Annotated in this window: 15 protein-coding genes; 8 read left to right on the top strand and 7 right to left on the bottom strand. The window is 68.0% G+C overall.

From position 1 onward, the window contains the following. Positions 1-116: 116 nt before the first annotated feature. The 4 genes from H5J31_RS02975 to H5J31_RS02960 all read left to right on the top strand — a co-directional run bounded on the left by H5J31_RS02975 (position 117) and on the right by H5J31_RS02960 (position 3,967). Positions 117-1,352 (top strand): substrate-binding domain-containing protein, encoded by a 1,236-nt coding sequence (locus H5J31_RS02975; RefSeq protein WP_181770856.1) that lies wholly within the window; start codon positions 117-119, stop codon positions 1,350-1,352. After that, positions 1,349-2,884 carry a vWA domain-containing protein gene (locus H5J31_RS02970; protein WP_181770855.1) on the top strand — a complete coding sequence of 512 codons (1,536 nt, stop codon included), beginning with the start codon at positions 1,349-1,351 and terminating at the stop codon, positions 2,882-2,884. Before H5J31_RS02975 ends, H5J31_RS02970 begins: the two co-directional genes overlap by 4 nt. Next, positions 2,871-3,644, top strand: a complete 774-nt coding sequence (locus H5J31_RS02965; protein ID WP_181770854.1) for a hypothetical protein — start codon at positions 2,871-2,873, stop codon at positions 3,642-3,644. Before H5J31_RS02970 ends, H5J31_RS02965 begins: the two co-directional genes overlap by 14 nt. A 146-nt stretch (positions 3,645-3,790) precedes the next feature. Further along, the gene (locus H5J31_RS02960) at positions 3,791-3,967 is read left to right on the top strand and encodes a hypothetical protein (RefSeq protein ID WP_181770853.1); all 177 of its coding nucleotides are present in this window, start codon (positions 3,791-3,793) and stop codon (positions 3,965-3,967) included. Here the strand turns inward: H5J31_RS02960 and H5J31_RS02955 are convergent. Then, on the bottom strand, positions 3,914-4,873 hold the full coding sequence (locus H5J31_RS02955; protein WP_181770852.1) for an MBL fold metallo-hydrolase: 960 nt from the start codon (positions 4,871-4,873) through the stop codon (positions 3,914-3,916). The two genes, H5J31_RS02960 and H5J31_RS02955, sit on opposite strands and share 54 nt — an antisense overlap. An 82-nt stretch (positions 4,874-4,955) precedes the next feature. Between H5J31_RS02955 and H5J31_RS02950 the strand changes: the two genes are divergently transcribed. Together H5J31_RS02950 and H5J31_RS02945 are read left to right on the top strand one after the other, a co-directional pair. Then, positions 4,956-5,816 carry a LysR family transcriptional regulator gene (locus H5J31_RS02950; RefSeq protein ID WP_181770851.1) on the top strand — a complete coding sequence of 287 codons (861 nt, stop codon included), beginning with the start codon at positions 4,956-4,958 and terminating at the stop codon, positions 5,814-5,816. 42 nt (positions 5,817-5,858) lie between these two features. After that, entirely contained in the window at positions 5,859-6,275 is a 417-nt protein-coding gene (locus tag H5J31_RS02945) for a hypothetical protein (RefSeq protein ID WP_181770850.1), read from the top strand. A gap of 10 nt (positions 6,276-6,285) precedes the next feature. Here H5J31_RS02945 and H5J31_RS02940 read toward each other — a convergent pair whose 3' ends face one another. Further along, entirely contained in the window at positions 6,286-7,191 is a 906-nt protein-coding gene (locus H5J31_RS02940; protein WP_181770849.1) for a glutaminase, read from the bottom strand. Positions 7,192-7,361: 170 nt separating this feature from the next. On the opposite strand from H5J31_RS02940, the gene H5J31_RS02935 reads away from it, so the two are divergent. After that, positions 7,362-8,750: an amino acid permease gene (locus H5J31_RS02935; protein WP_181770848.1), complete on the top strand. Its 1,389-nt coding sequence runs from the start codon at positions 7,362-7,364 to the stop codon at positions 8,748-8,750. A 65-nt stretch (positions 8,751-8,815) separates the two neighbouring features. On the opposite strand, the gene H5J31_RS02930 is transcribed toward H5J31_RS02935, so the two are convergent. Continuing rightward, positions 8,816-10,300, bottom strand: a complete 1,485-nt coding sequence (locus H5J31_RS02930) for a CoA-acylating methylmalonate-semialdehyde dehydrogenase (RefSeq protein ID WP_181770847.1) — start codon at positions 10,298-10,300, stop codon at positions 8,816-8,818. Between the two features lie 19 nt (positions 10,301-10,319). After that, complete coding sequence (locus tag H5J31_RS02925) at positions 10,320-11,189, bottom strand: Cgl0159 family (beta/alpha)8-fold protein (protein ID WP_181770846.1); 870 nt, start codon at positions 11,187-11,189, stop codon at positions 10,320-10,322. A 108-nt stretch (positions 11,190-11,297) separates the two neighbouring features. Between H5J31_RS02925 and H5J31_RS02920 the strand changes: the two genes are divergently transcribed. Further along, complete coding sequence (locus H5J31_RS02920) at positions 11,298-12,053, top strand: GntR family transcriptional regulator (RefSeq protein ID WP_181770845.1); 756 nt, start codon at positions 11,298-11,300, stop codon at positions 12,051-12,053. Here H5J31_RS02920 and H5J31_RS02915 read toward each other — a convergent pair. The 3 genes from H5J31_RS02915 to H5J31_RS02905 all read right to left on the bottom strand — a co-directional run bounded on the left by H5J31_RS02915 (position 12,033) and on the right by H5J31_RS02905 (position 14,753). Further along, positions 12,033-13,478, bottom strand: a complete 1,446-nt coding sequence (locus H5J31_RS02915; protein WP_181770844.1) for an APC family permease — start codon at positions 13,476-13,478, stop codon at positions 12,033-12,035. The two genes, H5J31_RS02920 and H5J31_RS02915, sit on opposite strands and share 21 nt — an antisense overlap. A gap of 255 nt (positions 13,479-13,733) precedes the next feature. Then, positions 13,734-14,186 carry a MoaF C-terminal domain-containing protein gene (locus H5J31_RS02910; protein ID WP_181770843.1) on the bottom strand — a complete coding sequence of 151 codons (453 nt, stop codon included), beginning with the start codon at positions 14,184-14,186 and terminating at the stop codon, positions 13,734-13,736. Between the two features lie 93 nt (positions 14,187-14,279). Then, a complete protein-coding gene (locus tag H5J31_RS02905) occupies positions 14,280-14,753 on the bottom strand; it encodes a carboxymuconolactone decarboxylase family protein (protein ID WP_181770842.1) in 474 nt (157 codons plus the stop codon). Between the last annotated feature and the right edge of the window lie 91 nt (positions 14,754-14,844).

Below are 14,844 nucleotides of genomic sequence, written 5' to 3'. Positions count from 1 at the left end.
GGCCTCCCGGCCTGGTTAGGGCGGGTCCTGAACCAGCGGGAAGCCGAATCGAGACGTGCTTTTCCGTCGGTGCATCCCGGTAAAATGGGCTTGCCGGACATTCGGGGAGGAAATCGGTGACGACCGATCGATCACTTCGTGAAGAACCGCAGCTCACCATCGGTCCCAAGCCGCCGGCGTTCTTTCTGCGGCGGCGTTTCCTGCGCACTTTCGGACCCGCGCTGGTCCTCGCCGTCACCGGTCTGGTCGCCCTGCTCGTGAGCGGGACGATCGTGGTGCCCTTCCAGCAGACGCTGGTCCTGCGCGGCAAAATGGGCTCCAAATCGGATCTCTTCGAGGACGCCGAGATCCAGGAAATCCTGATGCGTCACCACATCCGCGTCCACGTGACCAGGGCGGGCTCCCGGGACGCCGCCAATCACGACCTCAGCCAGTACGACTTCGTGTTCCTGTCCGGAGAGTCCGCCGCCGGCCTCGTCCGGCGGTCCAGGGCGAACCAGTGGACGGGCAGTGCCCGGCAGCCGTTCACCAGCCCGATCGTCCTCGCCACCTATCGCCGCTACGCGGAAACCCTGGTGGAGAACAAGATCGCGACGAAACCGGCCGGTGAGAGCCCGCTCTACTACACGCTGGACACCGAGAAGTTCGCCGAGACGATGAAGCGGAAGCAGACCTGGGATTCGCTGGGCGTCGCCCGGTTCGGTGCCGCGAACGGGAACCAGGTGCTGGCCCAGACCCCGAACGTCTGCGATTCCAACTCCGCCGCGACGTACCTGACCCTGCTGGCCTTCCTGGAGAACGGCCGTCAGGTGCCGGTCGTCGATCCGCGGCCGGCGGGAGCGCCCACCGGCCCGCCCGTCCTTTCGGCCGCGCGGGCGGTGGCCGACCGCGTCAAGCCGCTCATGGCGGCCCAAGGCTTCCCGTCGGCCGATCTGTCCGAGTCCTACGCGAACCTGGCCGAGGGGGATCGGCCGATCGTCGTCCTCTACGAGCATCAGTACCTCGCCATGCAGTTGCGGGCCAAGGCGCGGAGCGGCCAGGCGGACGCCGACCGCGTCCTGCTGTACCCGAGGGACAACATCCTGACGAAACCGCAGTTCCTGGCACTGAAACCGGAGGCGGAACGGCTGGGCGAGCTGATCACCTTCGACCCGGAACTGCAGCGCCGCGCGATGGAACTCGGATTCGGCGTCGCCACTCCCGCGGGCAGCACGAAGAGCGCGCGGCTGTACGACTTCCTCCGCGAACAGGGCCTGCCGACCCCGGAGAGCGCGGACAACGACGGCACCACGCCGCTGCCGGACAACCTGGTGCTCGAAGAGATGATCAAGACCGTCGGTGACTGCCCGTGAAGCGGGTCCTGGCGGTCCTGTGCTGCCTGCTCCTGGTGGCCACCGCGTGCACTAGCGGCGGGGAGGCGGTGAAGCTGCGGGTACTGGCCAGTCCCGAACTCGCCGACCTCGGGCCGATCCTCGACGATCTCCGCGGGGATACCGGAATCGCCCTGGAGATGGATTTCCAGGCAGCCGTCAACACGAGTACCGCCTTGATTCCCGGCCGGGCCTCGCACGATCTCGCCTGGCTTTCCACCGATCGGTTCTTCCAGCTCGAGTTCCGGCGGGCGGCGGACAAGGGTGAGCGGCCACTCGCCACCACGACCATGGTCTCGCCGGTGGTCGTCGCGATGACCTCGGCGAAGGCGGCGGAACTGCGCCGCGGGAAACCGGGCGGCACACTGTCCTGGGCGGATCTCGCGGACGCCGCCGCGAGCGGGTCGTTCCGGTTCGCGATGGCGGAACCGGCCACGTCGACCAGCGGACTCACCTCGCTCATCGGTGTGGCGACGGCCGCCTCGGGGACCGGAGCGGCGCTGCGGCTCGAAGACGTGAAGTGCGACAAACTCCGGGGCTTCCGCGTCGGGCACACGGTCACCGCGGACACCTCGGCCGCGTTGGCCGACCGGTTCGCCGAGCGCCAGGACGCCGACGCGATCATCGGCTACGAGTCCACTTTGCTCACCTTGAACGGCAGCGGCAGGCTCAAGGCGCCGCTGGAACTGGTGTACCCGCGCGACGGCATCGTCCAGGCGGATCACCCGATCCTGCTGCTCGACCCGGCCAAGCGGGACGCGTACGACAAGGTCGTCTCCTGGCTCAGAAGCCCGGAGACGCAGAAGAAGCTGATGGAAAGGACGCTCCGGCGGCCGATCACCGGCGGAGTGGGTCTCGATCCGAGACTGCCCGCCTCGATCGGGAATTCGCTGTACTTCCCCGACGACCCGGCCGTGGTGGACCGGCTCCTCGCCGACTACGGCGATCCGGCCGGCCGGGCACCCGGGCGCGTGCTGTTCGTGCTGGACTTCTCCGGGTCGATGAAGGGGCCGAGGATCGCCGCGCTCCGTGCGACGTTCGCCGGGCTGAGCGGCGGACCGGGCGGCGGATTCGACCGGTTCTACCGGGGAGAGCGCCTCACGGTGCTCCGGTTCGGCGGGAAGGTACTGGGGGACAAGGAGTTCATCATCAACGGCCCGCAGGACCTGGACGCCTTGCGCACCTTCATCGCGGCCGACGACTTCGACGGTGATACGGCGGTCTGGTCGGCGCTCGGCGAGGCCTACGCGAAGGCCGGCGGCTATCGCAAGGCGGAACCCGGCCGGGACGTTTCGATCGTGCTGATGACCGACGGTGAAAGCAACACCGGTCAAGGTATCGAAGAATTCCTGCGCGCGCCAAGGGATTCCGGCGTGCGCACGTACACCATCCGGTTCGGTGAGGCGGATCCCGCCGAGCTGGACCGCGCGGCCAAGGCCACCGGTGGCCGGATGGTCGACGCGAACTCCACCTCCCTGCTCGACGCGTTCAAGGAGATCCGTGGCTGCCGATAATCTGTGGTGGGAAGTCTGGGGACTGTGGCTGGCCGTCTGGGTCCTGACCTTGGCCGCCTTCGTCGTCGCGGCCGTGGTCCTCCTGAAGCATTGGCGTCGTGTGCGTTCCGACGGCGATCAGGGGATGATCCGGGGTATCGGGTTCTACCTGAACACGAAATCCGTGATGGGCCTCTACCAGTTGCATCGCTACAACGAGGCGCTGGAACAGGAGGTCGAGAAACGGAAGAGCCGCGGGTGGCGCTTCTGGGGATCCGGCGGATTCGGTCCGCTGAAAGGTGAAGCGGAGCGTACCGACACCGACGAGGAGTTCCGGCGGTACATCCGCAAGGCCGAGCCGATCACGGTGATCGGCATCGTGATGAAGGTGCTCGAGAAACATCACGACATCATCTACGTCGATCTGGTGAAAGAGGAACTGACCCACAATCGCGCGCTGGTCAAGGAACTCGGCTGGTCCGACGGTCCGGAGACCACGCGGCAGCTCAAGACCCGGCTTCGCGGTGTCGAGGCGTTCGTCTCGGTGAAGGGCCTGTTCCGTAAGCGATCCCAGTCCGGTGAGGAGACGGTTTTCTTCGCCCCGTACGGAAACCCGGACGATCCGGAGCGGAGCAGACGGATCCGGTTCACCTGTGTGACCGGCGATCTGCGGGATTCCGTTCCGTCGGGCGCGTTCCGGGCGCGCTGCCTCGGCAAGGTCGAGGACTGGGATTCCGAGACCGGTGAACTCGTCGTCCATCCGATCGCCATCTTCAAGTGACACTGTGCTCCACTTGCGCGGCGTGATTGAAGCGAGTGGAGCATAGGAAAGCCACACGTCGTCCGTGGCGCTTCGCACTGTCGGGCGGTGGGCCCGAACCTGCACGATTTCGGTATCGAACACCGCAGGTTCAGAGGGAGATTTCCATGAAGACCACCGTTTCCGACGATATCCGTTCGCTCTTCGCCGACTCCGGGATCGACGTCGCCCTGGCGGGGCAGGCCGACGTCGACCTGGTGATCGACCACTTCGACAACCGGAAGAACCCGTCAAACGGAGGGGCTTACGGCTGCTTCACCGGCGCCTGCTGTCTCATGCCCTGAGTGCGCTGAGTGCCCTGTGTGCTCGGAGCAGAAGCAGCCGACGCCTTTGGCGATCCAGTCCCGGCCTTCCCATTCCGGATGACGTTCGATCATCAGTGCTTCGACTTCGGCGGCGATCGTCTCTTCGGGGAGAGCCGAGTCCCGCCGCCTCCATGTCTCGTCGCGCAGCAGTTCGAGGTACTCGCGGACGTCGGTCAGCACCTGACGTCCGGAAACGCCGCCGTGGCCCGGTACGACGACGTCCGGCCCGGCGGCGGCCAGCCCGCGCAGCACCTCGATCCACCGCAGGCCCGAGACGTCCGCGTCGTAGGGCGGGAACCAGGGGAAGATGGCGAACTGACCCGCCTCGATCAGGTCTCCGGTGAACAGCACGCCCGCGTCGGGGACGGTCACCACCTGATCGCCCTTGCTGTGCGCGCGTCCGGTGGCTCGCAGCCGGACGATCCGGCCGCCGAGATCGAGGTCGTACGTGTCGTCGTAGACCAGATCCGGCTCGGCCAGGCGGACGCCTTCCAGGTTCCGCGCGACCGGCGCGCCGAGGCCGCGGAACATTTCGAGGTAGCCGGGTCCTTTGTGGACCAGGTCCGCCGCCTGGGCGCTGTTGACGAGGTAGGTCGCCTGATCCTCGAAGGACTGCGCGCCGAACGCGTGCTCGGGGTGGAAATGCGTCGTCGTCAGGTACAGCCGTCGCCCGCGGGCGTACTCGGTCGCGAAGGCGAGCACCTTCTCGGCGTTGCGCGGGCCGAGCCCGGTGTCGACGACCAGCACCGAGTGCTCGCCGCCGATGACGCCGATATTGGGCACGAGGTCGACACCGTGATTCGGGATCACCACCAGGTCGCGGGCGAGTTCCTGGGCCTTGCCGGGCTCGACGGCCGGCTCATGGGTAACAGGTTCGAAGGGCATGATCCGAATGTCCCGCCGATACCCGGCCGCCGTCCAAGACCGATTCCCTGGACCCGATACCGGATGGGTATCATCGCTGGTGATGGATCTTCGTCTGCTGCGGTACTTCGTGGCCGTCGCCGAGGAACGGCACTTCGGCCGGGCCGCCGCGCGCCTGCACATGACCCAGCCGCCGCTGAGTCGTGCCATCCGGCAGCTGGAGAGCGACCTGGGGGTCGTGCTGCTGCACCGCTCGGCCGCCGGCGTCGAACCCACCGCCGCCGGAACCACCCTGTACGCCGAGGCCCGCACCCTGCTGGACCAGGCCGAGCGGGCCCGCGCCCGGGTGATGGCCGCGGCCGGCCCGGCGACGCTCACCGTCGGCACCCTCGCCGACGGCGCCGGCGAGGCGAGCACCCGGCTGGCCGAGGCGTTCCGCCGTCATCATCCCGAAGTCACGATCCGTTTCCGCGAGGCGGATTTCACCGACCCCACCACCGGCCTGCGTGCCGGGCTGGCCGACGTCGCGCTGACCCGGTCGCCGTTCGACGAGACCGGGATCAGTCTCCGCACGCTGCGCACCGACCCGGTCGGGATCGTGCTGCGTGACGGCGACCCGCTGGCCGGCCACGACTCGCTCCGGCTCGCCGAGGTCGCCGACCGGCCGTGGTTCCGGCTGCCGGAGGGGACGGACCCGCTGTGGCGCGAGTACTGGAACGGGGCGGCGCCGGTCGGGTCGCGGCTCCCGGGACCGGTGGTGCGCACGGTCAGCGAATGCCTGCAAGCCGTCCTGTGGAACGGCATGGTCGGCATCGCGCCGCTCACGCACGCGCTGCCGGACGGCCTGACCTGGGTTCCGCTGGCCGACATGCCGCCGAGCCCGCTCGTCGTGGCCTGGGTGACGGGGCAGGAGAGTCCGCTGATCCGCTCGTTCGCGCGGATCGCCGTCGAAAGCCACCGCTAGCCCCCGCGTGTAGAAACGCCGGTTCCAGGGAATCTCCCGTCCATGCCGGACACACCTTCAGAGCCCGACGACGAGACCGTCGACGCCGTCGGGAAAGTGGTCGCCGCGTTCGAGACGATCGAGCAGGCGCGAGGACATCTCTACGCCTTCCACCACCTCACCGGAAGCGCCGATTTCGCACTGGGTGAGGCTGTCGAGGCGCTCCGGAAGGCCGGGCACCCGGCATGGGCGGACCGGATCCGGACCGAGCTGATCGGCCTGAACGTACTGCCGGAGCGGTGGACCTTCCAGCTGGTGGAGGAGTACGACGACGGCTACTACGCGACCTTCCGCGGGCTGACGCGGGACGTCGCCGCCGATCTGACCGGCGGACGGCGGCATCTGCACGAGGAGCGGATCAAACGCGACCGGCGTACCGAAGGGCGGCCCGGGCACGAGATGGGAAATCCCAGCACCTGAGGATCCAGGGTCAGAAGATCGACCAGCCGGTCAGCGTGGTGAAGCGGTCGAGAGCCGCGACACCCGCGACGGAGTTGCCGCGGGCGTCCAGACAGGGACTCCATACGCAGACCGCGCACCGGCCGGGGACGATCGCGAGGATGCCGCCGCCGACGCCGCTCTTGCCGGGAAGCCCGACACGGTAAGCGAATTCGCCCGCCGCGTCGTAGGTGCCGCAGGTCAGCATCACCGCGTTGACCCGTTTCGCCGCGCTGAGCCCCAGCAGCCGGGACCCGTCGTTGCGGACGCCGTGGCGGGCCAGGAAGAGCGCCGAGCGCGCGACGTCGGCGCAGCTCATCGCGATCGAGCACTGGCGCACGTACTGGTCGAGTACGGCGGGCACGGGATGCAGCATGTTCTGGTAAGAGGCCATGAAGTACGCGAGCGCGCGGTTGCGGTCGGCGTGGTCGGCCTCGGAGGCGGCGACCTCGGGGTCGATGCCGATATCCGCCCGGCCGCTCTCCTCGCGGAGGAACTCGAGCAACGCCGCCGCCGCGTCACCGCGTTGCGCCAGTTCGTCGGTCACCACCAGCGCGCCCGCGTTGATGAACGGGTTGCGGGGAATGCCGTCCTCGTTTTCCAGCTGCACCAGCGAGTTGAACGGGTTGCCGGACGGTTCGCGGCCCACCCGCGCCCACAGGCCGTCGCCGTGGGAGAGCGCGAGCGCCAGGGTGAAGACCTTCGACATGCTCTGGATGGAGAACGGCCGCTCCCAGTCGCCGACCCCGTGCACCGCACCGTCCACTTCGGCCACGGCCATCCCGAACCGTTCCGGTTCGACCCGGGCGAGGGCGGGGATGTAGTCCGCGACGAAGCCGCGGCCGATCTCCGGCGCGACGTCGTCGGCGATCCGGTCCAGCAACGCTGCGAGGTCCACGGGCGTAGCGTAGGAGGCCGTCTTCGCGCGCGAAGATCGGGGTTCGCGGGTGAATTTGTCAAATCGAATCGGGAAATACCGGTAAAACCCCTAGAGTGACGTCTCGCACACCTTAAGTCTTCCTTAGCATTGTTGGTGACCTGACGCACACGCTCTAGCGTCTGGCAACCATGGATTCCTCGCTCCTCACCGACAAAGGTGAAAGCTACTCAAAAGCACTGGGCAACCGCCAAGTGCAGATGATCGCCATCGGCGGTGCGATCGGCGTCGGGCTGTTCCTCGGTGCCGGTGGCAAGCTCCAGCAGGTCGGGCCGTCGCTCGTCCTGTCCTACGCCCTTTGCGGTATCGCCGCGTACTTCGTGATGCGGGCGCTCGGTGAACTCGTGCTCCACGAGCCGACTTCCGGCAGTTTCGTCACCTACGCCCGCAAGTTCATCGGGCCGTGGGCCGGCTTCGCGTCGGGCTGGATGTACTGGGTGAACTGGGCGATGACCGGCATCGCGGAGATCACCGCGGTCGCGATCTACGTGCACAAATGGCTGCCCGACGTGCCACAGTGGATCACCGCGCTGGTCGCGCTCGGCGTGCTGATCCTGGTGAACCTGCTGTCGGTGAAACTGTTCGGCGAGCTGGAATTCTGGTTCTCGGTGGTCAAGGTGCTGGCCATCGTGGTCTTCCTGGTCACCGCGACCGGTCTGGTGCTCACGAGCGCCGACATCGGCGGAACCCAGGCGGGCGTGCACAACCTGACCGCCCACAATGGATTCTTCCCGGCCGGCATCGGCATCGCGCTGATGACCCTGCAAGCCGTCATCTTCGCCTACTCCGCGATCGAGGTCGTCGGCATCGCGGCCGGTGAGACCAAGGACGCCCGCAAGGTTCTGCCGAAGGCGATCAACGGCGTGGTCTGGCGGATCGGCGTGTTCTACGTCGGTTCCGTGCTGCTGCTGGCGATGCTGCTGCCCTGGCCGTTCTACAACGGCGGCGAGAGCCCGTTCGTCACCGTGTTCAGCCGACTCGGGATCCCGGGTATCGGCGACGTCATGAACGCCGTCGTGCTCACCGCCGCGCTGTCGAGCTGCAACTCCGGCCTCTACTCCACCGGCCGCATCCTGCGCGCGCTGGCGGACAAGGGTGAAGCGCCGAAGTTCGTCGGCAAGATGAGCAGCCGTCACGTGCCCTACGGCGGCATCCTGTTCACGTCCGGCGCCTATGTGCTGGGCGTGGTGCTCAACTACCTGGTGCCGAAGGACGCGTTCGACATCGCGATCGCGATCGCCTCGCTCGGCGTGATCACCACCTGGGCGACGCTGATCTTCTGCCAGATGCGGCTGCGTCAGGCCGCGCTGCGCGGTGAACTGGAAAGGCCGTCCTACCGGATGCCGTGGGCGCCTTACAGCGGCTGGGCGACACTCGGGTTCCTCGCGCTGGTCGTCGTCCTGATGGGCTTCTCCGACGGCGCCGAGAAGATCGCGTTCTACTCGATCCCGGTGCTGGCCATCGTGCTCCTGGTGGGCTGGCGCTACGTCGGGAAGCGGCAACAGCAGCAAGTGCGCTGACGATCTCGACCCGCGTTTAGTCCTCTGAATGCGCAAAGGCGCATTCAGAGGACTAAACGCGGGGCTCAGCTGGACGTCGGGAAGGTGAAGGCGGCGGCGGTGTGCGGCCACCGGGTCGTGACGACCTTCGCCCGGGTGTAGAACCGGACGCCTTCGGGGCCGTGGATGGGGCTGTCCCCGATGAGGGAGTCCTTCCAGCCGCCGAAGGAGTAGTACGACATCGGCACCGGGATGGGCACGTTCACGCCGATCATGCCGACCTTCACCTCCCGCTGGAATCGTCGCGCCGCCTCTCCGCTGCCGGTGAAGATGGCGGTGCCGTTGCCGTACGGGTTCGCGTTGATCAGCGCGATGGCTTCGTCCACGGTGGAGACCCGCACGATCCCGAGCACCGGGCCGAAGATCTCCTCGCGGTAGGCGGCCATCTCCGCGGTCACGTTGTCCAAAAGGGACGGTCCGACGAAGAAGCCCCCTTCGTGCCCCTCGACGCGGACCGCGCGGCCGTCGACGACCACGGTCGCGCCCTGCTTCGCGCCGGTCGTGACGGCGTCGATCACCCGTTCCCGCGCGGCCTGGGTGACGACGGGGCCCATGTCGTTGCCGGCGTCGTGGCCGGGCCCGATCTTGACCTCGGCGGCCTTGCGCTTGAGGATCTCGACCAGTTGGTCGCCGGCCGAGCCGACGGCGACGCCGATGGAGATCGCCATGCAGCGCTGCCCGGCGGAACCGAACGCGGCGGCAGTGAGGTGGTTCGCGGCGTATTCGAGGTCGGCGTCGGGCAGGACGACGGCGTGGTTCTTGGCCCCGCCCAAGGCTTGCACGCGTTTACCGGTCGCGGTGGCACGTTCGTGCACGTATTTGGCGATCGGGGTCGACCCGACGAACGACACCGCGGAGATCCCCGGGTGTTCGAGGATCGCGTCGACCGCGACCTTGTCCCCGTTGACCACGTTGAACACGCCGTCCGGCAGACCAGCCTCGGCGTACAGCTCGGCGACCAGCCGGGAAGCGGACGGAACCCGTTCGCTGGGCTTGAGCACGAACGTGTTGCCGGTGGCGATGGCGATCGGGTGCATCCAGAGCGGCACCATGATCGGGAAGTTGAACGGCGTGATCCCGGCGACCACCCCGAGCGGTTGCCGGAAGTCGTGGACGTCGACGTCCCGCGACACCTGGTCGGAGAAGCCGCCCTTCAAGGCGTCGGCGATCCCGCAGGCGTACTCCACGATCTCGCGGCCGCGGACGATCTCGCCGCGCGCGTCGTCGAGCACCTTGCCGTGCTCGGAGGAGATGATCCGCGCGAGTTCGTCCTCATGCCTCACCAGCAACTCGCGGAAGGCGAACATCACCTTGGTCCGCTGCGAGAGCGACGAATCACCCCACGACTCGAAGGCCTTGCCCGCGGCGGCGACCGCGGTGTCCACATCGGACGGTTCGGCGAGGAGCACCTCCGCCTGCGGCCGTCCGGCGGCCGGGTCGTAGACCAGGCCGGTGCGGGTCGAGCCCGCCGAGGTCGCGGTGCCGTTGATCCAGTGTTCGATGGTCTTCACGCGTTGTCCTCCACAGGGGTTACAGCAGCCCGACGGCCGTGTCGACGGCCTTCGCGACGTCGCCGTCGTGCGGGTAGAGCAGCGATCGGCCGACCACGAGGCCCTGCACGGTCGGCAGGGCGAGCGCCCGCTGCCAGGCGGCGAACGCGGCGTCGGGGTCCTTGACCTCGCCGCCCAGCAGGACGGCGGGCAGCGTCGAGGCCGCCAGCACGCGCTCCATCTCCTCGACGACGGGAAGCTTCAGCCAGGTGTAGGCGGACGAGCGGCCGAGCCCGGAGGCGATGGTGATCGAGCGGATCACGGCGTCGGGGGAGAGGTCGTTGCGGAGACGCCCGTCGACCCAGTCCGAGAGGAACGGTTCGACCATCGCGATCAGTTTCCGGTCGGCCAGGTCGTTGATCGCCTTCGCGGTGTTCTCGAGCGCGGCAGGCGTCGCCGGGTCGGTCAGGCAGATCCGGGTGAGGGTCTTGCCGCCGTCGAAGCGCATCCGTTCGATCGCTTCGGCGTCGTAGCAGGCGAACCGGTCGTCGATCTCGAAAGCCGATCCGGCGAGTCCCGTGCGGTTCATGGAGCCGAGGACGGTCTTGCCGTCGAGGACACCGAGAAGCAGCAGGTCGTCGACGATGTCCGGGGTCGCGAGCACACCCGTGACGCCCGGCCGGTCCAGCGCCAGGCAGAGGCGGTCCAGCAGTTCGCCGCGGTCGGCCATCGCCAGCGGGTCGGAGCCGACGCCGTTCGCGCCGCGCGCCGGATGGTCCGCGGCGATGATCATCGTGCGGCCCTTGTCGTTGAACGGTGACTTCGCCCGGACCCGGGCGGCCGCGGCCTCCGCGATCGCTTCCGGATCGCGTACCCGCTTGGCGACGACTCGCCGAACTGTGTCGGACACTCTTGTTCCTCCTGGCTCGCGTTCCACCAGGACCATCGCAAAGTGGCCGAGACTTTGTCAAGACATATGGACATAAGGTCATAGCGCGCTTCGCGGTAAGCTCCGCGCATGAATCCCCCGACCTGGGCACCCGGCGAGATCGTCGTCGACCCGGGCAGCCCGGAGCCGCTGTATTCCCAGGTCGCCCGGCAGCTCCGCGCGGCGATCGAGGACGGCAGGCTGCCGACGGGCGCGCGGCTGGACAACGAGGTGGATCTCGCCTCGCGGCTGCATCTGTCGCGGCCGACCATCCGCCAGGCCATCCAGTCCCTGGTCAACGAGGGGCTGTTGGTGCGCAAACGCGGCGTCGGCACTCAGGTCGTCCGCACCAAGGTCGCCCGCCCGCTGCGCTTGAGCAGCCTTTTCGACGACCTGAACGAACTAGGCGACAAGCCGGAGACGGTCGTGCTGATCAACCGGGTGGACCCCGCCGGCGAGGACGCCGTCGAACGGCTGGAAACACCGGGGCTGACCCGGGTCCGGCGCCTGAAGCGGGTGCGCTCGACCGGCGGCGAACCGCTGGCGATCATGAACAACCAGCTGCCCGACGGCATCATCGACCCGGACGACGACGAACTGCGGGACAGGGGCCTCTACCAGCTGCTGCGGTCGGCGGGCGTCCGGCTGCACGCCGCCCACCAGAACGTCGGCGCCCGCCTCGCCACCGAGGAGGACGCCGAACTGCTGGGGGAGAAGCCGGGGGCGGCGCTGCTCACCATGGAGCGCACCACGTACGACGACACCGGCCGGGTCGTCGAGTACGGCTGGCACGTCTACCGCGCCTCGCGCTACTCGTTCAACCTGTCACTGACCAACAACGTCTGACGGCTCGCGTTCCAGATCGGACTCCAGCGCGTCATAGACCGCCGGGCGGAACCGGCGCAGCCAGACGGCGACCGCGAGCCCGGCCAGCGCGACGACCAGCAGCAGCCACGGCAGCAGCGGGACGACGCCGTTGCTCGAACCGGCGAGGGTCGGGAAGTTGAGGATCGCCAGCGTCACGATGATCCCGAGCCCGATCGCGCCCAGTCCCGGAGCGAGCAGCGTCCGCACGACGCGGCGATCGCGGCTCCGGCGGAAGTGGACGAGGATCGCCACCGCCGCGAACAGTTGCAGTGTGAGGATGCCGAGGGTGCCGAAGCCGGTCATGCTCGCGGTGAGATCCGCGACCGGATCGAGTCCGGCGAGCCAGAAGCCCAGCACCACCAACGATCCGAAGGCCAGTTGGACGATCGAGGCGAAGCGCGGCGACCCGTTGCGCGGACTGGTCTTGCCCAGCGGCCGGGGCAGCACACCGACGCGGCCCAGCGCGTACAGATAGCGGGTGGCCGAATTGTGCAACGCGAGCAAGGCCGCGAACAGGCTGACCACCAGGAGCAGCAGCATCACCTTGGTCAGGAAACCGCCGAGGTACTCCTGGGAGACCGAAAGCACCAGGTCCCCGCTCGACAGATGTGCGGCGGCCACGTCCTGCGCCTGCTCGGCGCCGATCGCGCTGACCACGGCCCAGGTGGTGAACGCGGCGAACACCCCGATGAACCCGATGGCGATGTAGGTCGCCCGCGGGATCGTCCGTTTCGGGTCCTTGGCCTCCTCGCCGAACAACGCCGTCGCCTCGAAACCGATGAAGGCGTTGGCGGCGAACAACAACGCCAGCCCGCTCGCACCCTGGAACAGCACGGACGGGCTGAACGCGGCGAACGAGAAACCGTGCCGGAACAGCACACTGAAGTCCATGATCAGCAGGATCGACACCTCGAGGATCAGCGACACTCCCAGCACCTTCGCGCTGACGGCGATCCCCCGGCGGCTGAGCAGGAGCACCAGTACGACCGAAAGCGCGCTCCAGAAGATCCAATCGAGTTTCAGGCCGAAGACGTCGTCGATCGCCGTGGAGGTGAAGAACCCGCTCGTGCCGATCGCGCCCGCGACGAAACAGTTGTAACCGAGCATCGCGACGAACCCGGCGACCAGACCGGGCGTCCGGCCCAGCCCCTTGACCACGAACGCGTAGAAGCCACCCGCGCTGGTGAGCACCTTCGACATCTGCGCGTAGCCGACCGCGAACAGCAGGAGGACCACCGTGGCCAACAGGAAGGCCGCGACCATGCCGCCGCCGTTCCCGAGCGCGATGCCGATCGCGGCGATCACGACCATGCCGGTCAGCGGTGCGACCGCGGCCAGGACGAGGAACACGATGCCGGGTACGCCGAGGACGTTCTTGGCGAGTGACGTGTCGTCCTGGCTCATCCGCGCTCCCTGCTCTGACCCGATCGGACTCCCGGGGCCGCCAGTATGCGAGCGGTCGCCTTCACGGGCTTTGCCTTTGCGTGCGGACCGCTTGTTCGTGAGCGCAGCGGCCAGGGCAGGGCGACAGTGGCGCGGCCGGCGCCGGCCTCGGACCCGATTCCGTGGCGGGGGTTGCGAAAGCCACTTTCGCAACCTTCAACGTTGCGAAAGTGGCTTTCGCAACCCCGGAGGGCGGGTCGGTAAGGGGGTCGCCACTCACGACCCGCGCGGCTCCGGAAAGGTCGGCCAGCCGTGCGGCCGGTCCAGGATCTCGATCGTGGCCTGGTCGACGAGGAAGTATTGGCCGCCGTCCTCGCGTGGATTGGTATAGGCGGCCGTCGCGACCAACTGGGCGAAGTCGGCCATTACGGCGATGGGGTAGCCGCCGTCGAAGATCTCGCCGTGCGCGGCCGTCGCGACCGTTCCGGTTTCGTACCAGGTGACGAAGTACTGGGCCGGTCCGGTCGCGAAGACCCGCAACGTCTGTTCCTTTTGCCGGACACCGGCGAAGTCGCCGGACATCCCCGTCCAGATCATCGTCGTCTTGTCCGCGTAGTGCTGCTGCAGCACGTTCCCCGAGCCGTAGTGGAAATTCGCGCGGAGCCCGACCAGGTCGGTGCTCAGCGGATGGGTCCCGGTCACGGGGTAGAAGCGGACGTCGAGTTCCACGGGTTGAACCTCCGGATCGCGTGTTTCCGCAGGTTTAGCATCAGGGAACGCCGTAATCGTTGTCCGCCAAGGCAATCCTCTTGTCGGTGAGTGTCAGCCGAACTGGCCGGGCTGGTAGTCACCTGCCGGGGTCCCGGCGATGACGTTGAGCCGGTTGTACGCGTTGATCGTCGCGACCAGCGAGATCAGCGCACCGATCTCCTCGTCGTCGTAGTGTTTGCGCACCTGCGCCCAGGTCTCGTCGCTGACGCCATGGTGGGCGTCGGCGATGCGGGTGCCCTCCTCGGTGAGCGCCAGCGCCGCGCGCTCGGCCTCGGTGAACACGTTCGCCTCGCGCCACGCGGCGACCAGGTTGAGCCGCACCGAGGTCTCCCCGGCGTGTGCGGCGTCCTTGCTGTGCATGTCGGTGCAGAAGCCGCAGCCGTTGATCTGGCTGGCGCGCAGCTTCACCAGTTCCTGGGTCGAGTGCGGCAGCGACGACTCCTCGATGGGGCGGCTCGCGGCGCCGAGGCGCTTGACGAACTTGAGGGCGGTCTCGTTCTCGAAAAGGTTGAGGCGGGGTTCCATGATCTTTCCTCTCCGTCGGGTTCACACACATGACGGATGGGCCGGAGAGGTTGTGACAGCTTGGGAAAGTGACGCCGGTCACTGATGGAGA

Origin of the sequence: Amycolatopsis pittospori (genome assembly GCF_013870525.1) — a bacterium.
GTDB lineage: Bacteria > Actinomycetota > Actinomycetes > Mycobacteriales > Pseudonocardiaceae > Amycolatopsis > Amycolatopsis pittospori.
This window is presented reverse-complemented; position numbering and strand designations above follow the sequence as displayed.

Coding starts and splice junctions, on each gene's coding strand:
- H5J31_RS02960 (WP_181770853.1), top strand. CDS start 3,791: ATGAAGACCACCGTTTCCGACGATATCCGTTCGCTCTTCGCCGACTCC.
- H5J31_RS02955 (WP_181770852.1), bottom strand. CDS start 4,873: ATGCCCTTCGAACCTGTTACCCATGAGCCGGCCGTCGAGCCCGGCAAG.
- H5J31_RS02950 (WP_181770851.1), top strand. CDS start 4,956: ATGGATCTTCGTCTGCTGCGGTACTTCGTGGCCGTCGCCGAGGAACGG.
- H5J31_RS02945 (WP_181770850.1), top strand. CDS start 5,859: ATGCCGGACACACCTTCAGAGCCCGACGACGAGACCGTCGACGCCGTC.
- H5J31_RS02935 (WP_181770848.1), top strand. CDS start 7,362: ATGGATTCCTCGCTCCTCACCGACAAAGGTGAAAGCTACTCAAAAGCA.
- H5J31_RS02920 (WP_181770845.1), top strand. CDS start 11,298: ATGAATCCCCCGACCTGGGCACCCGGCGAGATCGTCGTCGACCCGGGC.
- H5J31_RS02915 (WP_181770844.1), bottom strand. CDS start 13,478: ATGAGCCAGGACGACACGTCACTCGCCAAGAACGTCCTCGGCGTACCC.
- H5J31_RS02905 (WP_181770842.1), bottom strand. CDS start 14,753: ATGGAACCCCGCCTCAACCTTTTCGAGAACGAGACCGCCCTCAAGTTC.